Annotated in this window: 19 protein-coding genes; 9 read left to right on the forward strand and 10 right to left on the reverse strand. The window is 70.4% G+C overall.

The genetic code is table 11. The annotated features are described in order from the left end of the window. Positions 1 to 5 precede the first annotated feature (5 nt). The 3 genes from HS104_33950 to HS104_33960 are packed head-to-tail and all read right to left on the reverse strand — an operon-like array spanning position 6 to position 2,102. Positions 6 to 863, reverse strand: a complete 858-nt coding sequence (locus tag HS104_33950) for an Hsp33 family molecular chaperone HslO (GenBank protein ID MBE7484960.1) — start codon at positions 861 to 863, stop codon at positions 6 to 8. 47 nt (positions 864 to 910) lie between these two features. Further along, on the reverse strand, positions 911 to 1,102 hold the full coding sequence (yacG, locus tag HS104_33955; GenBank protein MBE7484961.1) for a DNA gyrase inhibitor YacG: 192 nt from the start codon (positions 1,100 to 1,102) through the stop codon (positions 911 to 913). Between the two features lies 1 nt (position 1,103). Continuing rightward, a complete protein-coding gene (locus HS104_33960; GenBank protein ID MBE7484962.1) occupies positions 1,104 to 2,102 on the reverse strand; it encodes a lamin tail domain-containing protein in 999 nt (332 codons plus the stop codon). A gap of 82 nt (positions 2,103 to 2,184) precedes the next feature. On the opposite strand from HS104_33960, the gene HS104_33965 reads away from it, so the two are divergent. Genes HS104_33965 through HS104_33975 form a run of 3 tightly spaced genes read left to right on the forward strand, consistent with a single transcriptional unit; the run spans position 2,185 to position 6,682 of the window. After that, positions 2,185 to 4,263 carry a glycine--tRNA ligase subunit beta gene (locus tag HS104_33965; GenBank protein MBE7484963.1) on the forward strand — a complete coding sequence of 693 codons (2,079 nt, stop codon included), beginning with the start codon at positions 2,185 to 2,187 and terminating at the stop codon, positions 4,261 to 4,263. Positions 4,264 to 4,281: 18 nt separating this feature from the next. Further along, entirely contained in the window at positions 4,282 to 5,175 is an 894-nt protein-coding gene (locus HS104_33970; protein MBE7484964.1) for a bile acid:sodium symporter family protein, read from the forward strand. Positions 5,176 to 5,218: 43 nt separating this feature from the next. Beyond that, positions 5,219 to 6,682, forward strand: a complete 1,464-nt coding sequence (locus HS104_33975) for an MOP flippase family protein (GenBank protein MBE7484965.1) — start codon at positions 5,219 to 5,221, stop codon at positions 6,680 to 6,682. A 13-nt stretch (positions 6,683 to 6,695) separates the two neighbouring features. On the opposite strand, the gene HS104_33980 is transcribed toward HS104_33975, so the two are convergent. Then, on the reverse strand, positions 6,696 to 7,673 hold the full coding sequence (locus tag HS104_33980; GenBank protein MBE7484966.1) for a PLP-dependent cysteine synthase family protein: 978 nt from the start codon (positions 7,671 to 7,673) through the stop codon (positions 6,696 to 6,698). Positions 7,674 to 7,822: 149 nt separating this feature from the next. On the opposite strand from HS104_33980, the gene HS104_33985 reads away from it, so the two are divergent. Together HS104_33985 and HS104_33990 are read left to right on the forward strand one after the other, a co-directional pair. Beyond that, positions 7,823 to 10,567: a pyruvate, phosphate dikinase gene (locus HS104_33985; protein MBE7484967.1), complete on the forward strand. Its 2,745-nt coding sequence runs from the start codon at positions 7,823 to 7,825 to the stop codon at positions 10,565 to 10,567. A gap of 148 nt (positions 10,568 to 10,715) precedes the next feature. Further along, the gene (locus HS104_33990; GenBank protein MBE7484968.1) at positions 10,716 to 10,997 is read left to right on the forward strand and encodes a hypothetical protein; all 282 of its coding nucleotides are present in this window, start codon (positions 10,716 to 10,718) and stop codon (positions 10,995 to 10,997) included. A 3-nt stretch (positions 10,998 to 11,000) separates the two neighbouring features. On the opposite strand, the gene hemL is transcribed toward HS104_33990, so the two are convergent. Together hemL and HS104_34000 are read right to left on the reverse strand one after the other, a co-directional pair. Beyond that, on the reverse strand, positions 11,001 to 12,275 hold the full coding sequence (hemL, locus tag HS104_33995; protein ID MBE7484969.1) for a glutamate-1-semialdehyde 2,1-aminomutase: 1,275 nt from the start codon (positions 12,273 to 12,275) through the stop codon (positions 11,001 to 11,003). Positions 12,276 to 12,334: 59 nt separating this feature from the next. Beyond that, positions 12,335 to 12,979 (reverse strand): NAD(P)-binding domain-containing protein, encoded by a 645-nt coding sequence (locus HS104_34000; GenBank protein ID MBE7484970.1) that lies wholly within the window; start codon positions 12,977 to 12,979, stop codon positions 12,335 to 12,337. Between the two features lie 104 nt (positions 12,980 to 13,083). Between HS104_34000 and HS104_34005 the strand changes: the two genes are divergently transcribed. Next, positions 13,084 to 13,983, forward strand: coding sequence for a LysR family transcriptional regulator (locus HS104_34005; GenBank protein ID MBE7484971.1), 900 nt, complete (start codon positions 13,084 to 13,086; stop codon positions 13,981 to 13,983). Between the two features lie 124 nt (positions 13,984 to 14,107). On the opposite strand, the gene HS104_34010 is transcribed toward HS104_34005, so the two are convergent. The 3 genes from HS104_34010 to HS104_34020 are packed head-to-tail and all read right to left on the reverse strand — an operon-like array spanning position 14,108 to position 16,372. After that, positions 14,108 to 15,094, reverse strand: a complete 987-nt coding sequence (locus HS104_34010; protein ID MBE7484972.1) for a helix-turn-helix transcriptional regulator — start codon at positions 15,092 to 15,094, stop codon at positions 14,108 to 14,110. 16 nt (positions 15,095 to 15,110) lie between these two features. Next, positions 15,111 to 15,395 (reverse strand): hypothetical protein, encoded by a 285-nt coding sequence (locus tag HS104_34015; protein MBE7484973.1) that lies wholly within the window; start codon positions 15,393 to 15,395, stop codon positions 15,111 to 15,113. Beyond that, on the reverse strand, positions 15,392 to 16,372 hold the full coding sequence (locus HS104_34020; protein MBE7484974.1) for a helix-turn-helix transcriptional regulator: 981 nt from the start codon (positions 16,370 to 16,372) through the stop codon (positions 15,392 to 15,394). Before HS104_34020 ends, HS104_34015 begins: the two co-directional genes overlap by 4 nt. A 176-nt stretch (positions 16,373 to 16,548) precedes the next feature. Between HS104_34020 and HS104_34025 the strand changes: the two genes are divergently transcribed. Next, positions 16,549 to 17,187, forward strand: a complete 639-nt coding sequence (locus HS104_34025) for a sigma-70 family RNA polymerase sigma factor (GenBank protein ID MBE7484975.1) — start codon at positions 16,549 to 16,551, stop codon at positions 17,185 to 17,187. Beyond that, positions 17,184 to 18,479, forward strand: coding sequence for a serine/threonine protein kinase (locus HS104_34030; GenBank protein ID MBE7484976.1), 1,296 nt, complete (start codon positions 17,184 to 17,186; stop codon positions 18,477 to 18,479). The genes HS104_34025 and HS104_34030 overlap by 4 nt, the downstream gene beginning before the upstream one ends. 5 nt (positions 18,480 to 18,484) lie before the next feature. Here the strand turns inward: HS104_34030 and HS104_34035 are convergent, their stop codons facing one another. Next, entirely contained in the window at positions 18,485 to 19,048 is a 564-nt protein-coding gene (locus HS104_34035) for a hypothetical protein (protein MBE7484977.1), read from the reverse strand. 197 nt (positions 19,049 to 19,245) lie between these two features. On the opposite strand from HS104_34035, the gene HS104_34040 reads away from it, so the two are divergent. Further along, positions 19,246 to 20,211, forward strand: coding sequence for a hypothetical protein (locus HS104_34040; GenBank protein ID MBE7484978.1), 966 nt, complete (start codon positions 19,246 to 19,248; stop codon positions 20,209 to 20,211). Positions 20,212 to 20,217: the final 6 nt, after the last annotated feature.

Raw genomic sequence — 20,217 nt, forward strand, 5'->3', positions numbered from 1 at the left:
CAGGGTCAGCTCGTGCCCAGGAGCCCGCGCAGCTGGGCCGGCGCGATGCGGTACTCTTCGTTGCAGTAGTCGCAGGTGATCTCGAGGGTCTGTCCGTGGGAGACGAGCTCCTCCACCTCGGAGCGGTCCAGCGTCGCGAGCACCGAGAGCAGGCGGAGCTCGTCGCACCAGCAGTCGAAGCCGATCGCGCTCTCCTCGAGGCGCGTGTACTCCATGCCGTAGAGGAGCTGCTCGAGCAGCCACTCCGGGCTGAACGCCGCGTCGCGGAGCTGAGCGTCGATGTTCTCGAAGTCGCGGAGCCGCTCCGTCATGACCATGAGCGGTCCGCGTCCGACCTCGGGCAAGAGCTGCACCAGGTAGCCCCCGGCGGCGTAGATGCCGGCGTCATCGAGGAGCGTGCCCACGGCGACCATGCTCACCACTTGCTCGGAGGTCTGCATGTAGGCCATCAGCGCGCGGGACACGTCGCCACCGGGTGGCATCTCCACCACACCTTGGTTGATGCGACCGCCGGGCAGCGTGCGCATGAGCTGAAGCAGCGCCCCGTCCCCAGTGTCCACCGCATCCTGTCCCTCCGGCAGCTGGATCAACCCGCGCGTCATCCCGGAGGGGTGCGAGTCGGCGACCAGGCTGCCGCGTCCGCCGACACCCTTGAGCACGCCTTGCACGCGCAGGTTGGGCGCCATGGTCTCGCGAAACAGCACCGAGCCCGTGATCAGATCGCCGAACGGCTGCGCGGTCGGGCCGCCGGCGTGTTGGGCCTCGAACACGCCGCGCACCGTCCTGGTGGTCTTTGCGACCACGACTCGGAACGCGCCGTCGTTGGTGATCGCGCGAAGCACGCTGTCGCCGCGTTCGGCCATCCTTGCCGAAGGAGTGTAGCGCCACCGGGAAAAATGGCGAGCTGGCTTCAGTTCAGCTTCTGCTTCGGGGGCTCTTCGCCGTCTGCCAGCGCGTCGATGGGCTCGGAGACTCGGTAGCTCTCGTTCAGCCAGTTACCGAGGTCGAGGAGCTTGCAGCGCATGGAGCAAAAGGGGCGCGGCTCGAAGTCAGCGGGCGCGTCGTCGATGAGCTTCTGGCAGGTCGGGCAGACGATCTTCATCTCAGTTGGCGGCGCCCGGGGTGCGGGCACCGATGGCGAAATCGGCCGAGTTGACGTTGGTGTCCGTCCCGTTGGGCTTGCGGGCCGCGGACTGGCTCTTGGGGATGTTCGCGACCGGTGTGGCGCCCTCCAGGAAGGGGTGCGTGGTCGCCGCGCCGCCGTAGGCCATGCTGTCCTTCTTGGTGGTGCCTTCGAACAGTCCGACGCCTCCACCCGCCGCGGCCAGCCCACCCGTGAGCGTGCCGTTCTTCGTGCCCGTGAACATGTCGCCGCCGAGCACGAAGTAGGCGCCCGCGGCGATTGAATCGGCCGCTCCCCCAACCCAGACGTTCGCGGGAGTGCTGCCCGAGGCGGACGAATACTTGAGCGTCCAGCCGCTCAGCGCGGCGGCGCAAGTCCCCTTGTTGTGGAGCTCGACGAGCTCGTCGCTGCCCGTCGTTCCGTCCGGCGACACCTCGTTGATCACGACGCTCGCGCAAGTTGCGCCGCCGGTGCCGCCGGTTCCACCCGTGGCGCCGCCGGTTCCACCCGTGGCGCCGCCGGTTCCACCCGTGGCGCCGCCGCTTCCACCCGTGGCGCCGCCGCTTCCACCCGTGGCGCCGCCGGCTCCCCCCGTGGCGCCGCCGGTTCCACCCGTGGCGCCGCCGGTTCCACCTGTGGCGCCGCCGGTTCCACCTGTGGCGCCGCCGGTTCCACCCGTGGCGCCGCCGGTGCCTCCCTGTGCGCCACCACTGCCACCGCTCGAGCCGCCGGTCCCCCCAGTGCCGCCGCTCCCTCCGCCTCCGCCGCTGGCGCCTCCGCCGCCCGCGGTCCCGCCCATGGCCCCGGTCGCGCCCGTGCCGCCGAAGCCGCCGAAGCCGCCGGCGCCCCCGCCGCCCTGCTGCCCGCCGTCCTTCAGCTTTTCGAATTCGTCCGCGGGGATGAAGTCGTGCTCGGGAAACGAGCACGCCGCCACCACGAGGCCGAGGCCAAACAGCAGTGAGAATCGGGAGCGGGGCACGCGATTCGGAGCTTAGCGCGGCACTGCCGGGTCCGTCACGGCTACTCGATCCCGGGGCGCTGAGGTAGCTTCCCGCCTCCCCATGGCCGAAACGCTGCTCCTGGAAATCGGGACCGAAGAGCTCCCCGCGTCGTTCGTCGCCGCCGGAGTCGAGGCCCTGCCCGCGCTGATTCGTACCAAGCTCGCGGAGCTCCGCCTCGCTCACGGGGAGGTGAAATCGGCCGGTACGCCGCGCCGGCTGGCGGTGTGGGTCGAGCAGGTGGCACTGGAGCAACCGGACCTCGACGAAGAGGTGCTGGGCCCTCCCGCGCGCGTCGCGTTCGACGCCGAGGGGAAGCCGACCAAGGCCGCGCAGGCGTTCGCGCAGAAGCTCGGCATCGAGGTCGGAGCCCTCGCGCGCAAGGACACCGAGAAGGGCGAGTACCTGGTCGGTCGCCGGCGCGAGAAGGGTGCGCCCGCACGCGAGCTCCTGCCGGCGGCGCTCGGTGAGGTGTGCGGGAAGATCCCGTTCAAGAAGTCGATGCGCTGGTCGGACGGCGAGGTCGCCTTCGGTCGCCCGGTGCGCTGGCTCTGTGCGCTGCTGGGCGCCGACGAGCTGGGGCTCTCGTTCGCCGGCGTGCGCTCGGGGCGCACTACCGCCGGGCATCGCTTCCTCGCGCCCGGCGTCCATGCCCTGACCGACGCCAAGTCCTACGTCGCCGAGCTCCGCCAGCGTCACGTGTTCGTGGAGCTGGACGAGCGCCGACGCACCATGGTCGAGCGCCTGCACGCCGCTGCGAAGGCGGCGGGCGGCTCGCTCATCGAGGACGAGTTCCTGGTGGAGGAGAACCTGTCGCTGGTCGAGGAGCCGCACATCGTCACCGGCAGCTTCGACCCGGAGTTCCTGAAGCTGCCGGAGCGCGTGATCCTCGACGTGGCGAAGGGTCACCAGCGCTACTTCGGTGTGCGCGACCCGAGCGGCAAGCTCCTGCCCAAGTACCTGGCAGTGGTCAACACGGCTGAGAAGCCCGACAATGTGCGGCGCGGCAACGACCGCGTGATGCGCGCGCGCCTGGCCGACGCGAAGTTCTTCTACGAGACGGATCTCGCGCACCCGCTCGCCGAGCGGCGCGCGAAGCTCGATGGCGTGGTGTTCCACAAGCGCCTGGGCAGCGTGGGCGACAAGGTGAAGCGCGTCGAGCGGCTGGTGCCGCTCCTGGGCGCAGAGCTCGGGCTACCGGCGGCCACGATCGAGATCGCCGTGGCCGGCGCCGGTCTGGCGAAGTGCGATCTGGTGACCCTGATGGTCGGCGAGCTGCCGGAGTTGCAGGGCGAGATGGGCATGGCCTACGCGCTGGCGCAGGGAGTGAAGCCCGAGGTCGCCCGCGTCATCGCCGAGCACTACCAGCCGCGCGGCGCCGACGATCCCACCGCGCCGAGCGACGCCGCCGCGCTGGTCGGGCTAGCCGATCGCCTGGACACCCTGGTGGGTTGCTTCGCCATCGGCCAGGTCCCGACGGGCGCCGCCGACCCGCTGGCGCTCCGGCGCGCTGCGCTGGGCGTGCTGCGCACCGTGCTCGACAAGAGCTGGGAGCTGTCGCTGTCGGCCTCCGTGGCCAGCGCGTACGCCGCTTACGCGGGGGTGAAGCTCGACGGCGACGTCGCCGAGACCAGCGACAAGCTGCTCGCGTTCTTCAAGCAGAGGCTGCGCGGCTTGCTGGAACAAGAGCTGCCGGCGGACGCGGTGGACGCCTGCCTCGCGGTCCATGCCGACCGCCCTCACGACGTCGCGCTGCGCGCCCGCGCCTTGGCCCAACTCGACGCCCAGGTGCGCGCCTCCGCTGGCGAGGTGTTCAAGCGTGCGGCGAACATCGCCAAGGACGCTCCCGACGGCGAGCCCGTCGCTCCCAGCGAGGTCGTGGCGGAGGTCCACGCCTCGGAAGCGGCGCTCTTCGCCGCATTCGCCGAGCTTCGCAAGAGCACCGGCGCCGCCCAGCAGAGCCGGGACTACCCTGGCGCGCTCGGCGCGATCGCCACCTTCGCGCCGGTCTTGGGGCGCTACTTCGACGACATCCTGGTGATGGCCGAGGAGCCTCGCGTGCGCGAGAACCGCCTCAAGCTGATGCGCCAGATCCACCGCACCTGCTCCGCCATCGCTCACTTCAACCTGCTCGCCGGCTGACGGCCAGAAGAGGGGACCATGCAATCCAACGTCATCACCGCCGTGTTCCTGCCGCTCGCGCTGGGCGTGATCATGCTCGGGCTCGGGCTGTCGCTCACCCTGGCGGACTTCCGTCGCGTGGTCGTCTACCCGCGCGCTGTCATCGTGGGGCTCGCGTGCCAGATGCTCATCCTGCCCGCGGTGTGCTTCGGCATCGCGCGGGGCTTCGGGCTGGCGCCGGAGCTGGCTGTCGGCTTGATGCTGCTCGCGGCCTCGCCGGGAGGCGCGACCGCGAACCTGTTCAGCCACCTGGCCAAGGGTGACGTGGCCCTGAACATCACGCTCACCGCGGTCAACAGCCTGCTCTCGCTGCTCACGCTGCCGTTCATCGTGAACCTCTCGCTGACGGCGTTCATGGGGGAAGGCAAGGCCATTCCGCTGCAGTTCGACAAGGTGCTGCAGGTCTTCGCCATCGTGCTCATTCCGGTCTCGATCGGCATGGTGATTCGCGCCAAGAAGCGCCCGCTGGCCGACGGGCTGGAGAAGCCGGTGCGCATCATGTCGGCGGTGTTCTTGCTCCTGGTGATCGCGTCGGCGGTGCTGAAGGAGCGCGCGAACCTCGGCGACTTCTTCCGCCAGGTCGGGCTCGCGGCCCTGGCCTTCAACCTGGCCAGCATGACCGTCGGCTACTTCGTGCCGCTCCTGATCAAGGTCGAGCGGCGCCAGGCCATCGCCATCGGCATGGAGATCGGCATCCACAACGGCACGCTGGCCATCGCCATCGCGTCGAGCCCGCTCTTGCTCAACAACTCGACCATGGCCATTCCGCCTGCCATCTACAGCCTGATCATGTTCTTCACGGCGGGCGCCTTCGGCTGGCTCGTGTCGCGGCGGGCCCAGGAGCCGGCGGTCGCGGCGGCGCCGGAGGAGTGAGCCCCCGGTTGATCGCGCGGCGCAGCTCGGTGAGCCTCGGGCCTTGGACGTCGCGAGCGAGACCAAGGCCGGCCTGGCCTGGACCGGCGCCGGCAAGACCGTCGTCCAGCTGATCGGATTCGGTGTCGCGCTGGCGCTCGCCCGGCTGCTCACGCCGGCGGACTTCGGGCTCGTCGGCATGGTGGTCGTCGTCAGCGGCTTCCTCGCCGTCTTCTCCGAGATCGGGTTGTCCGCCGCGCTGATCCAGCGCGAGCAGATCGAGGAGCGGCACCGCTCCAGCGTGTTCTGGGCGAACCTGGCGCTCGGCACCGCCCTCGGGCTCGCGCTGTTCGCGGCCGCGCCTGCGCTGGCCACGTTCTACCGGGAGAGCCGCGTGACCTGGATGACGCGGGCGCTCGCCCTGAACTTCGTGCTCGCCCCGCTCGGCATGGTGCAGAGCGCGGTGCTCACCCGAGCGATGCGCTTCGACAAGCTCGCTCTGGCCGAGATCGTCGCCAGCGTCGCGTCGAGCGCCGTGGGTCTCGCGCTGGCGCTCCAGGGGTTCGGGCCGTGGGCCCTGGTGGCGATGCCGCTGGCCTCGACGCTGGGCTCGACCGCAGCGCTGCTCATGCTCTCCGGCTGGCGCCCCCGGCTCGTGCTCCAGCGCTCCGCGCTGGCGGAGCTCTGGGGGTTCAGCTCGCACCTCTTCGGCTACAGCGTGCTCGAGTACTGGGCGCGACAGGTCGACGACCTGCTGATCGGCCGCGTGCTCGGCGCGCGCCCGCTCGGCCTCTACAGCCGCGCCTTCTCGACCATGATGATGCCGGTCACAGAAGTGGGCGCGGTGCTCTCGCGGGTGATGTTCCCGGCGTTCTCCAAGCTACAGCGCGATCCCGCGCGGATTCGTGAGCAATACCTGCGCGTCGTGGCGGTGATCGCGTTCGTGACGTTCCCGGTGCTGTTCGCGCTGTCCGTGCTGTCGGAGCCGTTCATCCGCGTTCTGTACGGCCCGGCGTGGGTCCCGGCGAAGACCGTGCTCTCCATCTACTGCATCGCCGGCGCGTCCCACGCGGTGGGCTCGACGGTCGGCTGGCTCTACATGGCCCTCGGCCGCACCGATCTCCTCTTGCGTTGGGGCCTGTTCGCCGGCTCGCTCACCATCGCGGGCATCGTGCTCGGGATCTGGCTCGGAAGCATCGAGTCGGTGGCCGCCTGCTACGCCGCCGTCTCGGTGCTCGTGCTGTCGGTGCCGCGATTCGCCTGGGTCGGGCGGCTGATCGGCATGAAGGTCTCGGACGTGTTCCGTGCGGTGCGCGGCGCGCTGGGCGCATCCCTCGCGGTCTCGCTCGCGCTCCTCGCGCTCGGACGCCTCACGGCGGGCCTCGCGCCCGCGCTCGACTTCGCCCTGCGCGGCACGCTCGCGCTCGTGATCTACCTGGTCTTGGCGCGCGCCTTCTCCGTCCGAGGCCTCGCCGAGCTGCGTGCAGCGGTTCGGGCGAAGTTCGACGGCGCGCCGGCGGGTAGTTAGCGCCGACGCCCCGTCAACGGTGTCCGGACAGCAACGCGTCGGGCGACACCAAGGAGTCGTGCTCGAAGGCGCAGCGGCCGGGCTCGCAGTGGTTCAGGCCGACCGACAGGTACTTCGAGTAGCCGTCCGCGAAGACCGTGACCACGGTCGGGAAGCGCTCCGCCAGCCGCTTGGCCGCGACGAAGTTCGCGCCGGAGGAGACGCCCACGCAGAAGCCGTGCGCCTCTCCCAGGTGTCGCGCGGCGGCCCGCGCCTCCTCCGTGGACACGCACTCGACCTCGTTGATGGATGGGTGTAGGCCGCCGTTGCCGTCGCTGGCGATGTTGGGGATGAAGCCGTCGCCGATGCCGCCGATGCCGTGGCTACCCGGGGGACCGCCGCTCATCACGGCGGACTCCGTGGGCTCGACGGCCACGAGGCGCAGGTGCGGGAAGCGCGCGCGCAGCCGGCGGCCGGCGCCGATCAAGGTGCCGCCGGTGCCCACGCCGGCCACGAACGCGTCCAGCTCGCCCAGGTGTCGCACCCGGAGCTGCTCGATGATCTCTTCCCCCGTGGTGCGCTCGTGACACTCGACGTTGAGCGGATTGGAGAACTGATCGGGATTGAACCAGCCGTGCTCGGCCGCCAGTTGGTCGCGAATGCGCGCTGCCTCCGCGAAGCTGCCCTGGGCGGAGCACAAGATCACGTCGGCCCCGAGGGAGCGGAGCGCCTGCTTGCGCTCTTCCGTCATGTTTTCCGGCATCACGATCGTGACCGGATGACCCAGCTTGCGCGCGAAGAACGCGATGGCGATGCCGGTGTTGCCGCTGGTCGCCTCCACGATGCGCTGCCCCGGCTGGAGCAAACCCTGACGCCGGCTCTCCTCCAGGACGTACTGGCCGATGCGGTCCTTGATGCTGCCGCAGGGGTTCGTGCACTCCAGCTTGGCGTAGACGCCCTCCACCTTGACCAGTGGCGTCTTGCCGACGGGGCGGTCCACGGCTTGGGTCATCGGTGAATCACGGTCTACCACGCACGGAACGCGTTGGCTTTCCGATGTCTTCGACGCTTCGCGTCGTGCAGGCGTTGCGCCGCGCAATCGACTTCGCGCCCGCGCACTCCTTGCACCCGCTCGCCCGCTCTGCGATGACGCCGCTCAGCATGAGCACGCAGAAGATCATCTACCGGTTCCAGGCTGGCAAAGCGGACGGCAACGGCAACATGAAGCCCCTGCTCGGAGGCAAGGGCGCGGGCCTCGCGGAGATGGCGAACCTCGGCATCCCGGTGCCGCCGGGCTTCACCATCACCACCGAGGTCTGCACGGCCTACAACGCGGCCGGTCAGCAGATGCCCGCGGGGCTCTCGGACGCCGTCGCCGAGAACATGACCTGGCTCGAGAAGGAGCTCGGCAAGAAGTTCGGCGACCCGGGCAACCCGCTCCTGGTCAGCGTGCGCAGCGGCGCGCGCGCCAGCATGCCGGGCATGATGGACACCATCCTGAACCTGGGCCTGAACGACGAGACGGCCAAGGGCCTCGCGGAGCGCACCAAGAACCCGCGCTTCGTCTACGACGCCTACCGGCGTTTCCTCGGCATGTACGGCAGCGTCGTGCTGAACGTGAAGCCGCACGCCTTCCACGAGGCGCTCAACAAGAGCCGCCGCCTGATGGCAAAGGAGCTCGGCATCGAGGTGCCCGAGGACGTCGAGGCCCTGGTCCGCGCCGTCCCCGACAGCCAGCTCAGCGCCGACCTCCTGAAGCAAGTGGTCGAGGACTACAAGCAGGTCATCCTGAAGGCGACGGGCAAGGGCTTCCCCGAGAAGCCCGTCGATCAGCTGATGGGCGCCATCGGCGCCGTGTTCGACAGCTGGATGAACGACCGCGCCATTCTTTATCGCAAGATGCACGGCATCCCCAGCGAGTGGGGCACCGCCGTGAACGTGCAGAGCATGGTGTTCGGCAACCTGGGTGAGACCAGCGCCACCGGCGTTGCCTTCACGCGCGACCCGAGCACCGGCGAGCGGCGCTTCTTCGGCGAGTGGCTGCCGAACGCGCAGGGCGAGGACGTGGTCGCGGGCATCCGCACGCCGCGGCCCATCATGAAGGGGCCGAGCACGGCGGGGCTCTCCCTCGAGGAGTCGCTGCCGGAGAGCTACAAACAGCTCCACGACATCCAGGCCAAGCTCGAAGGTCACTTCCGCGACATGCAGGACATCGAGTTCACCATCGAAGACGGCCGCTTGTTCATGCTCCAGACCCGGAACGGCAAGCGCGCCGCCCGGGCCGAGGTGAAGGTCGCGGTGGACATGTCGAAGGAGGGGCTGATCACCCAGGACGAAGCCGTGCTGCGCGTGGAGGCCGGCCGGCTCGAGCAGCTGCTCTTCCCGTCCATCGACCCGAAGGCCGGAGTGGCCGCCCTCGCCCACGGCCTGGCCGCGTCACCCGGCGCCGTCACCGGCCGCGTGGTGTTCAGCGCGGACGAGGCCGAGAAGCGCGCCGAGAAGGGCGAAGCCGTCATCCTGGTCCGCGTGGAGACCTCTCCGGAGGACCTGCACGGCATGAAGGCCGCGAAGGGCATCCTCACGGCGCGCGGCGGCGCAACCAGCCACGCCGCGGTGGTCGCCCGCGGCATGGGACGGAGCTGCGTCGTCGGCTGCCACAACATCAGCATCGACTACGAGACGCAGATGATGACGGTGCGGCCCGACGGGGGCGAGATCACCATCGTGCGTCTGGGTGACGTGATCACCATCGACGGCTCGAGCGGCTCCGTGTTCCTGGGCGACGTCCCGAAGGTGGAGCCCAAGCTCAGCGGCGAGCTCGAAGAGCTGATGCGCTGGGCCGACGCGGCCCGACGCATGCGCGTGCGCGCCAACGCCGACACGCCCGATCAGGCGAAGAAGGCCCGGGAGCTCGGCGCCGAAGGCATCGGCCTGTGCCGCACCGAGCACATGTTCTTCGAGGACACGCGCATCGCCGCGGTGCGCGAGATGATCCTGGCCGGCGACGTGACGGCGCGGAAGAAGGCCCTCGACAAGCTCCTGCCGTTCCAGATCGAGGACTTCGTCGGCATCTTCCGCGAGATGAAGGGGCTGCCCGTCACGATTCGCTACCTCGACCCGCCGCTGCACGAGTTCTTGCCGCAGCAGCACAGCCAGATCGAGGAGCTGGCCAAGACGATGGGCGTGTCTCCCTCGGATCTCGGTCGCAAGGTGAGCGAGCTCCACGAGTTCAACCCGATGCTTGGCCACCGCGGCGTGCGCTTGACCGTGACCTACCCGGAGATCTGCGCGATGCAGACCCGCGCCATCCTGACCGCCGCCTGCCAGGTCAAGAAGGAGGGCATCGAGGTCCTGCCCGAGATCATGATCCCGCTCTCGCTCAGCAAGAAGGAGCTCGAGCTGATGAAGGCCGTGGTGACCGAGGTCGCCGCAGACGTCTTCAAGGAGCAAGGGGTTCAGGTCAAGTACAAGTACGGCACCATGATCGAGCTGCCGCGCGCGGCGCTCCTGGCGGACAAGGTGGCGGAGGTCGCAGAGTTCTTCTCCTTCGGCACCAACGACCTGACCCAGACCACGCTCGGCCTCTCGCGCGACGACGCCGGGCGCTTCCTGCCGGAGTACGTCGATCAGGGCATCTTGCCCCACGAGCCGTTCGTCTCCCTGGACACCGAAGGCGTGGGCCAGCTGGTGCAGATGGCGGTCGAGCGCGGCAAGAAAGCGCGCCCGGACATCTCGCTCGGCATCTGCGGCGAGCACGGCGGCGATCCGGAGAGCATATTCTTCTTCGACGACGTGGGCCTCGCCTACGTCTCGTGCTCGCCGTTCCGGGTGCCGATCGCGCGCCTCGCGGCCGCGCAGGCCACGCTGCGAAAGCGCGTGAAGGGCGAGCAGGGCCGGACGGTCTGAGGACCGAACCACCCACTTGCGGGCACGTCGCCCCCGGGTGGTCGAGCGGGACGAAGAACTGCCCGTCTACCTCGCAGGCCGGCTGCACCGTGTGCGAGTTCTGAGGCCTGGCTAGTGCGGCTCGGCGGGTTGCGCTAAGCTCCCGCTCGTGCCCCCCAAGGACGACGGGTCGGGGAAGCTTCCGACGTTCTCGCGCAGTGCTCGCGGCATGCTGAGCAAGGCCGAGGACGTGGTGATCGAGAAGGCGAAGGACAACTGCGCCGAGGTCCCGGAGCTCGGCGGTCCCGACGGTGTGTTCCCGGCGCAGCACTGCTCGCACGGCAGCCACGGCTCGCACGGCAGCCACGGCTCGCACGGCAGCCACGGCTCGCACGGCAGCCACGGCTCGCACGGCAGCCACGGCTCGCACGGCAGCCACGGCTCCTGGTGACGCTCACGTCAGTGCTTCAGCCGCCGCCTCGAGCGTCGCGTCGATGTCCGCCTCGGTGTGCGCGACGCTGATGAACGCGGCCTCGAACTGTGAGGCAGGCCAGTACACGCCGCGCTCGAGCAGGCCGCGGTGCCAGCGCCCGAAGCGCTCGCGATCGCACTTGTCGGCGTCGCCCCAGGAGCGCACCGGACCCGGGTGGAAGAACAGCGTGAGCATCGAGCCGACGCGCTGCACGGTCGCCGTCACCCCCGCCTGCTTCACCGCGCTCGCGAGCCCGGCTTCGAGGCGCGCCCCGAGCGTCTCGAGCTTGTCGTAGGCCGCGGGCCCGAGCTCGGCCAGCGTGGCGAGCCCGGCGCTCACCGCCACCGGGTTCCCGCTCAGCGTGCCGGCCTGATACACCGGGCCAAGCGGCGCGATCTTCTGCATCACGTCGCGGCGCCCGCCGTACACGGCCAACGGCATGCCGCCGCCGACGACCTTCCCGAGGCAGGTCAGATCGGGGACGATACCGAAGCGCTCCTGCGCGCCGCCCCGCGCGAGGCGGCAGCCGGTCATCACCTCGTCGAAGATCAGGAGGGCGCCGGCCTCCGTGCACACCGCGCGCAGGGTCTGGAGGAAGCCCGGATCCGGCGGCACGCAGCCCATGTTGCCGACCACCGGCTCCACGATCACCGCAGCGATGCGCGAGCCGGCCTCGTTGAACAGCGCCTTGAGCGCGCCCACGTCGTTGAAGGGCAAGGTCGCCGTGTGCTCGACCACGCTGGCGGGCACGCCGCCGCTGTCCGGGTTGCCGAAGGTTGCCGCGCCGCTGCCGGCCTTGACCAGGAGCGCGTCCGAGTGCCCGTGGTAGCAGCCGTCGAACTTCACGATCGCGTCGCGACCGGTGAAGCCCCGCGCCACGCGCAGCGCGCTCATCGTAGCTTCGGTGCCGCTCGACACGCAGCGCAGCATCTCGATGCTCGGGTAGCGCTCGATCACCGCCTCCGCGAAGCGCACCTCGAGCTCCGTCGGTGCGCCGAACGAGAGCCCGCGCTCGGCGGCCTCTTTCACCGCCGCCACGACCTTCGGGTGGGCGTGGCCCAGGATGGCCGGGCCCCAGGAGCCGACGTAGTCCACGTATTCGCGGCCGTCGGCGTCGGTGAGCCGCGCGCCCTTGGCGCTGGCGATGAAGGGCGGATTGCCGCCCACGGCGCGGTACGCCCGGACGGGGCTGTTGACCCCGCCCGGCAAGAGGCGCTCGGCACGCTTCAGGAGCTCGGTGGATCGCGGTCCGGTCATGCCGGCTGACTACCGCGATTTGCTCCGAGCGTCACGCGGGTGCTCGGGCGCTCGGGTGCTCAGCGAACCACCTTGATGTTGAAGTCTGCGGTGCCCAGGGCGCCCCAGAGCCGGATCCACAGCGGCAGGTAGCTCTCCGTGCCCCGCGAATTCGCGATGCCGCCCAGGTCGATCACGCTCTTCCAGCCGAACCAACCCTGGAGGATCTCCTTGACCCGGCCCTTGGCCTCCAAGTCGTCGCCGCACATGAACACGTCGTGGTCGCCCTTCACCCGGCCCGCGTCCACCATCAGCTCGCAGTTGATGGTGTTGAGGGTCTTCACCACCTTCGCCTTCGGGTGAGCGCGCTGGATCTGCTCGCCCAGCGAGTCGGTGTTGCCGCTGAACAGCGTGGGCGGCATGCCCTTGGAGAAGTCCAGGGGGTTCGAGGTGTCGATCAGGATCTTGCCGTCCAGCGCCGAGCCCGTGGAGCCCAGCGCCTCCAGCGCCCCGGCGCCCAGCGTGCAGTTGAACACCAGCTCTCCGAAGGCCGCCGCGTCCGCGAAGGTCCCGGCGCTTGCCTTGGCCCCCGCCTCCTTGACCCACGCCACGGCCTTCTCGTTGTCGCGCGTGCGCGAGCCCAGCATCACCTCGTGGCCGAGCGCGACCAGCTTCGAGCCGATGGTGGCCCCGACCATTCCCGTACCGAGCACTCCGATCTTCATGCCTCACTTCCTTTCGAGGTCAGGAATAGGCCCCCGCGACCAGGTTCACAATCCCGGCGCTCGGCAACCTTTCGTTAACTCCTGTTCAACGCTAGGATCGGCCGGTGGCCGCCGCGTTTTCCGCGCTCATCCCCTTCCTGGAGGTCGCCGAGCAGCGGAGCTTCCGCAAGGCCGCCGAGCGCCTCGGCGTCAGCACCGCCGCGGTGAGCAAGGCCGTCAGCCGGCTCGAAGCGGAGCTGGGCGTGCCGCTGCTCTCGCGCAGCTCGCGGCACGTGGCCCTCACCGCCGACGGCGCGCTCTACTTCGAGCGCTGCCGCACGGCGGTCACGGAGCTCCGCGCTGCCGCCGAGCTGGTGGGCAAGAGCCGCGACGTGGCGGAGGGCCTGCTCCGCGTCACGCTCTCGCCGGTGCTCGGTCGCGTAGTCGTGCCGCGGCTCGGCGAGCTCTTGTCCCGCCACCCGCGCTTGCGCATCGACCTGTCGGTCACTGACCGCATGCTCTCCCTCGCGCGCGAGGAGGTGGACGTGGCCGTGCGCATCGGCGCTCTCGAAGACTCCACCCTGGTCTCGCGCTCGCTCGGCCGCCCGCTCTGGGCCACCGTCGCCTCTCCCGCCTACCTGGCGCGCCACGGCGTGCCCAAGAGCCAGCGGGATCTGCTCAAGCACAACGCCGTCAAGTTCACGCTGCCCCGCGGCGTGCCCCGCGAGTGGACCTTCAAGCGTTCGCGTAGCGGCCCGTCGCAGACCGTGAAGCTCCCGAGCACCCTGGCCCTCGACAACGGCGAGCTCCTGCTCGCCGCCGCCAATGCGGGCCTCGGCCTGGTGCAGGTCTTCGACTTCATGGTGGCCGACGATCTGCGCGAAGGCCGCCTGGTCGAGGTGCTCTCCGAGCTCGCCACCGAAGGCCCGCCCATCCGCGCGCTGTGCGCGCCCGGCAAGCAGAAGACCGAGAAGGTGCGGGTGTTCCTCTCGCTGGTGGCGGAGGCGTTCGGGAGGGGAGGGTGAGCCCGTCGGGTTTCCGCTCGGCCAGTTCGTCGAGCGACTGTACCCGGGGCGCGTGCTGGGGAAGCGAGCGTTCAAGCGAGTCGAGGGCCTGCGCCTCGAGGTCTTTCGGCGGGCGCCAGAGCGTTCATCGAACCTGCTCTTCGCTGCAGTGAGCCAACAGCTCCGCCCGCGAGCGAAGCCCGAGCCTGGCCAAACCTTCGCGCAGCGCACGGCTCACGCGCGCCGCCGACAGCCCGAGCTCGTAGGCGATGGCGCCGTTCGAGTGACCGGCGGCTGCCAGCGCGAGCACCTCGGCTTGGCTCTGGGTGAGCGCGCGGGAGTGAGCGACCCCGAGCTCGTTGCGTCGAGCCAAGAGGAAGCGCTTGCCGTCGCGTTCCACGGTCTCGACGATGGACCAGCGCCCCGATACCAGCGCACGCCACAACTCGACGGCGCGCTCCGGGGACTCGCGACGCAGCCGTCCGCGGGCGACGCTGATGCGATTCGTCGCCTCCACCAGCTCGTGGAGCGAGCGACGGTCCTGGGCGCAGGGCTCGGCGTGATCGATGCGTCCGGTTGGGGACAGGATTGCCTCGGGCTGCTGGCTGCGCTGGCTGCGCAGCCGGTAGCCCGTGGCCAGGTGCCGGGCGACGCGACCGAGGGTCGCGCGGGTCGTGCGGGGTACGACACGAAGGGTTGGCAAGGTGGCACAAAGTGCCACCCCGCGCCGGTCGAGGCTGTACCCTCGAAGCGCAAGCACGTCTGCGGTCCCGACCTCATAGAGCAACCTCCGCATGCGCGCGCCAGGGGTCGGGCGGATGCTGGGGAGCACCTCGCTCAGCAACACGACCTGCGGCGACGTGGCGTAGATTCGCCGGACTACTGCAGGCCCGTGAGCGCGATTCAGTGCGAACGTCTCCTCGACCCGAGCCTCGGCCATGCCTCGAGTCACCACAGTGCCCGCGCGGAACGCGCTCGGATCGGAGGCATCCACCACGTAGGCGATGATCGGCAGCCGAGAACCGAACACGGTGTCCATGTTCGAAACGATCCCCTCGAGCCACGACAGCTCGCAGGGTTCAGCGGCATACGCCGCTTCGATCACTGACACGAAGTCCCCTCCATCCACCATGGCCGCGATCTTCTCCTCAGCGGCGAGCACAACGCTCGGCGAGCCCCCGCAGGGAACGGACACCCGCCTTCCGATAGACGGCCTGCGTTTGGTTCGCCACGGTCCGCACGCTGGTGCCCCGCATTCGTGCGATCTCGACACCCCGCAACCCCGCCAGCATCAGGAGCGCGACCTCGCGCTCGGCACCGGTGAGATCGGACGGGAGTTGCCATTCGGGGAGCGGTAGCGCGAGCACCACGTGCTCGCGGTCACCCTCGATGCTCATCGCCTCGAGGCCCTTCGGTGTCGCCAGAGCCTTCACTCCGTCTGCTCCTCGCCGCAGTGAGCCAACAGCTCCGCGCGCGAGCGAAGCTCGAGCCTGGCCAGCCCTTCGCGCAGCGCACGGCTCACGCGCGCCGCCGACAGCCCGAGCTCGTAGGCGATGGCGCCGTTCGAGTGACCGGCGGCTGCCAGCGCGAGCACCTCGGCTTGGCTCTGGGTGAGCGCGCGGGCGTGAGCGACCCCCAGCTCGTTGCGTCGAGCCAAGAGGAAGCGCTTGCCGTCGCGTTCCACGGTCTCGACGATGGACCAGCGGCCCGACACGAGCGCGCGCCACAGCTCGACGGCGCGGTCCGGGGACTCGCGGCGCAGTCGCCCGCGGGCGACGCCGATGCGGTTCGTCGCCTCTACCAGCTCGCGGAGCGAGCGGCGGTCCCGGGCGCAGGGCTCGGCGTGCTCCACGCGTCCGGTCGGGGACAGGACGGCCTCGGGCTGCTGGCCGCGCTGGCTACGCAGCCGGTAGCCCGTCGCCAGGTGCCGGGCGACGCGGCCGAGGCTGGCGCGGGTCGTGCGGGGCAGCTCACGCGGGGCCAGCAGGAGGGGACAGAGCATCACTCCGCGCCGGTCGAGGCCGAAGCCTCGAATCCCGACCACGTCCGTGATCCCAAAGCCTTGGACCTCGCCTCGAATGGCGCTGCCCTCGGACGACTCGATGCCGGCCAGCACCTCGCTCAAGAGCGCCACCTGCGGTGACGAGGCGAAGAGCCTCCGGACCACGCTGGCCGGGTACGAGGGCGTACTCGAGAGCATCTGCGCCGGCTGTTCCTCGGGGACGCCTCGCACCGCGACAGCACCTGCACGAAAGGCGCTCGGGTCGGACGCATCCATGACGAAGGCCGAGACCGGTACGCCCATCGCAGCGACCGCGCTCGAGACGATCCCCTCGAGCCACGCCTGCTCGCAAGGCGCAGCGGCATACGCAGCTTCGATCACCGACACGAGGTCCGCCCCCTCCGTCATGCCGCGATCTTCTCCTCCCGCGGCCGGGCGTGCAACGGGGTCCCGAGCGTGGAGCGCATGATCCGAACCCGCACAGTTGCAGTAAAAATTTGACTATGCGGCTTCTCCCGCTGCCCCTCGAGGGGTCGCGAGCACCACACGCGCCGGGGCGTGAGGTAGGATTGCAGGCGGGGACCATGGGTGGTGAGGAACCGAGCGAGCTCGAGCGAGAGATCCGTCGTCGCTTCGACATCGGAGATCTGGCCGGCGCCACCACGGTGGCGCTGCGCGGCTACGGTCCCGAGTTGTTCGGTTTCCTGATGGCGTTCCACCGCGACGAGACGATGGCGTCCGAGGTCTTCTCCGAGGCCAGCGAGCGCATCTGGAAGGGCCTTCCGGGCTTCTCCTGGCAGTCCTCGTTCCGGACCTGGGCCTACGCGGTGACGCGGCGAGCAGCTCTCACCCATCAACGCGACGCGCGCCGGCGCGGGCGCAGGCAGCAGGCCCTGCCGGAGGGTTCGGCGCTGTCCGTCGTTGCCGACCAGGTCAGGAGCGCGACGCTCGAGCACCTGAAAACCGAGACGAAGACGCGCGCGGCGGCACTCCGCGAGTCGCTCCCGCGTGAGGACCAAGAGCTGCTCATCCTGCGCATCGACAAGGGCTTGGCGTGGAACGAGCTCGCTCAGGTGCTTCATGACGGGGACGATCCGCTCGACGCCGAGACGCTGAAACGCGAGGCCGCGCGCTTGCGCAAGCGCTTCCAGCTCGCGAAGGAGAAGTTGCTCGAGCTCGCGCGCCGCGAAGGACTCGTCAGCGGAAAGGAGGCGGAGCCGTGAGCAAGGTCTCCGTCGCCGAAGAGTCCGAGTCGGAGCCCGATCTCGGCTCGGGCGAGGTCAGCACCGACAGCGACGAGGCGTTCCTGCGCGCCGCGGTGCGCGTGGACGAGGTGGCTCCGCCCTCGGAGGAGCCCGATCGCGTTGGCCAGAAGCTGGGCCAGTTCGAGATCGAGGAGGAGCTCGGCCGCGGCGGCATGGGCATCGTCTACGCCGCCGGTGACGCCCGGCTCGGCCGGCGCGTGGCGCTGAAGGTCCTGCCAGTGAGCGTGGCGTCCGATCCCGAGCGACGCGGCCGGCTGCTCCGCGAGGCGCGCGCCGCGTCGGCCATCAGCCATCCGAACATAGCGGCCATCTTCGAGGCGGGCGAGGTGGACGGCAGCGTCTACATCGCGATGGAATACGTCGAAGGCCAGACCGTTCGGCAGCTGCTCGAGCGCGGCCCGCTCGCCCGGGCGGAGGCGGTGCACATCACCAGCGAGATCGCGCGGGCGCTCGTCAAGGCGCACGCGGCGGGCATCGTGCACCGCGACCTCAAGCCCGACAACGTGATGGTCGGCCCCGACGGCGCGGTGAAGATCCTGGACTTCGGCCTGGCGAAGCCGGTCGGATCCCGCGGGCCGGCCATCGAGTCCGTCACCGTGCTCTCCACGGTCGAGGGTCGCATCCTCGGCACCCCGAGCTACATGTCCCCCGAGCAAGCGAAGGGCAAGCAGATCGACGCGCGGAGCGACCTGTTCTCGCTCGGAGTCGTGCTCTACGAGATGCTCTCGGGGCGGCGCCCCTTCAGGGGCGAAGGCACCATGGAGATCCTCATCGCCGTGGATCGCGACGCACCGGCTCGGCTCGACGGCGTGCCGCGTCCCCTCGAGCGGGCCGTGCTCCGCTGTCTCGCGAAGGACCCCGCCGAGCGCTTCGCCAGCGCCCAGGAGCTGATCGTCGCGCTCGACGCTGCGAGCGCCAGCGAGCCTCGTCGCTGGCTGCCGGCTGCGCTCGGCGTGGGGGCCGTCCTGGCGATGGCGCTGCTCGCCTGGCAGCTCGGCCGCGCTGCCCCGGCCGCGGACGCCAGCGTGGCACCGAGCGCTGCCATCAGCCTCGAGCTCACGCGACCAAGGCCCCCCGCCACTCCGACCCCGAGCTCGCCCACGCCGAGCGCCATCCCCCCCGCCGTCTCTGCACCGCCGGTCCCCTCGGTCCGCACACCGGCTGGGAAGATCGTCCCAACCCGCGCGCCGCTCGCGGCCAAGAGCGTCAGCCCCTCTCCGAAGCGCGATCCGCTGAACGAGCAGAAGTGACGCCATCAGTCCGAGGTGCGCTCCCCGCAGGTCGGGTCCGCGTATACCTCGTAGGTTCCGCCGAAGGCGTCGCACGTCCCCCCACCGCTGACCGAGCCCAGAATCCAGGGCGGCCCCGCGCGCCACGTCCCGTCTTCCAGGGTGTCGCTCGGGCGATCGACGTGGATCAGGCAGTCACCGCAGCGGATCCAGGGGCAGTCCCCCGGCGCGCACTCGTGCATGTCCAGAGCCACGCTGCACGAGACCTCGTCGATGGCGTCGATGTAGCCGTCGGCACCCACGCTGACGCAGATGGACTCGCGCGCCGCGGGTTTGTCCTCGCACAGCTCCCACTGGTTGGCCGGGCACCCTTCGCTCGGAACGAGGGCTCCGCGCCCGAGCTGGTGGCGAGGAATGCTCGCGCGGCTCGGCGTCGGCGCAGGCGCCGCGTTCGGCTCGTGCGTGCTGTCCGGAGGCCCGCTCACGGTCCAGAGCTCGCGGTCGTCCCGCTCGTAGCTGCCGCCGCACGCGAAACACGCGGACGCTGCAGCGAGGACGGCAAGACTACGGACGAAGGTGACGTTGGTCATGGTGGCGCTCCTTGCGTTCACTGGGGAAGAAGCCGCCGGAACGAAGTGTGAAGGCGTGCCCGGAGCATTTCTCGCGTGCCGAGGCAAAACCTGACCAAGCCACCGAGGATTTCGCCTCGCGCTGCGGTCCGGCGGGGGGTATCTTCCTCTGGGAGCGGGACGCGGGGATGCGGCGGGCGGTTGCTAGTGCGGTGCTGGTGCTCGCAATGCTGTCTGCGCCGCGGGCAGGCGCTGCGCCTTCGACGGAGGATCGCGCGCTGGCGACCGAGCTGTTCAAGCAAGGGCGCGACCTGATGACCGCCGGCAAGGCAGAGGAGGCCTGCCCGAAGCTGGCGGAGAGCCATCGGCTCGACCCCGGCGGCGGCACGGTCCTGAACCTGGCCCTCTGCTACGAGGCCATCGGGAGGCTCGCGAGCGCGTACAGCGCGTTCAACGACGCGCTCGCCATGGCCCGCCGCGACGAGCGCGACGACCGCGTCACGATCGCGACCGAGCACCTGGCCTCGGTGGAGCCACGCCTCTCGCGGCTGATCATCGAGGTGCCTCCTGGCTCCGAGCTGCCCGAGCTCGAGGTGAGGCGCGATGGATCCGAGGTCGCCCGCGCCGCGTGGGGCTCCGCGATGCCGGTGGACGGCGGCTCGCACGAGATCTCGGTCCGCGCGCCGGGACGACGCCCGTGGTCCGCGACGGTCACCGTCCAGAACGAATCGGACAAGCAGACCGTCGTGGTGCCGCTGCTCGAGGCTGAGCCAGCTCCCGCAACGGCGCCGCCTCCGCCGCTCGCCCCGACCCCGACGCCGGCGCCTGTCGAACGCCCGGTTCCGCAGCAGGGCTCCAACGGAACCACCCAGCGGACGTGGGGGTTCATCGCCGGCGGCGTGGGCGTGCTCGGCCTCGGCGCGGGCACGTATTTCGGGCTCCAGGCGCTGTCGAAGCGCGACGAGAGCGAGGCGCTCTGCAGGCCCAGCTGTACGGTGCGCGGCTCGGAGCTCTCGAAGGAAGCGACCACGAGCGCGGATTGGTCCACCGCGAGCTTCGGGGTGGGGATCGCCGCGCTGGGGCTCGGCGCGTATCTGGTGTTGAGCGCGGGTGACGGCGGCGAGCGAGAGAGGGTCGGCGTCGTGGTCGGGCCAGGGGGCGCGACGGTGCGGGGGAGGTTCTGAGGCCCC

It is taken from the genome of Polyangiaceae bacterium (assembly GCA_015075635.1).
Taxonomy (GTDB): Bacteria; Myxococcota_A; Polyangia; order Polyangiales; family Polyangiaceae; genus JADJKB01.

Excerpts from the sequence above, each read along its gene's own strand:
- HS104_33950 (MBE7484960.1), bottom strand. The coding sequence starts at position 863 with ATGGCCGAACGCGGCGACAGCGTGCTTCGCGCGATCACCAACGACGGC.
- yacG (MBE7484961.1), bottom strand. The coding sequence starts at position 1,102 with ATGAAGATCGTCTGCCCGACCTGCCAGAAGCTCATCGACGACGCGCCC.
- HS104_33965 (MBE7484963.1), top strand. The coding sequence starts at position 2,185 with ATGGCCGAAACGCTGCTCCTGGAAATCGGGACCGAAGAGCTCCCCGCG.
- HS104_33970 (MBE7484964.1), top strand. The coding sequence starts at position 4,282 with ATGCAATCCAACGTCATCACCGCCGTGTTCCTGCCGCTCGCGCTGGGC.
- HS104_33980 (MBE7484966.1), bottom strand. The coding sequence starts at position 7,673 with ATGACCCAAGCCGTGGACCGCCCCGTCGGCAAGACGCCACTGGTCAAG.
- HS104_33985 (MBE7484967.1), top strand. The coding sequence starts at position 7,823 with ATGAGCACGCAGAAGATCATCTACCGGTTCCAGGCTGGCAAAGCGGAC.
- hemL (MBE7484969.1), bottom strand. The coding sequence starts at position 12,275 with ATGACCGGACCGCGATCCACCGAGCTCCTGAAGCGTGCCGAGCGCCTC.
- HS104_34000 (MBE7484970.1), bottom strand. The coding sequence starts at position 12,979 with ATGAAGATCGGAGTGCTCGGTACGGGAATGGTCGGGGCCACCATCGGC.
- HS104_34010 (MBE7484972.1), bottom strand. The coding sequence starts at position 15,094 with ATGGTGGATGGAGGGGACTTCGTGTCAGTGATCGAAGCGGCGTATGCC.
- HS104_34020 (MBE7484974.1), bottom strand. The coding sequence starts at position 16,372 with ATGACGGAGGGGGCGGACCTCGTGTCGGTGATCGAAGCTGCGTATGCC.
- HS104_34025 (MBE7484975.1), top strand. The coding sequence starts at position 16,549 with ATGGGTGGTGAGGAACCGAGCGAGCTCGAGCGAGAGATCCGTCGTCGC.
- HS104_34035 (MBE7484977.1), bottom strand. The coding sequence starts at position 19,048 with ATGACCAACGTCACCTTCGTCCGTAGTCTTGCCGTCCTCGCTGCAGCG.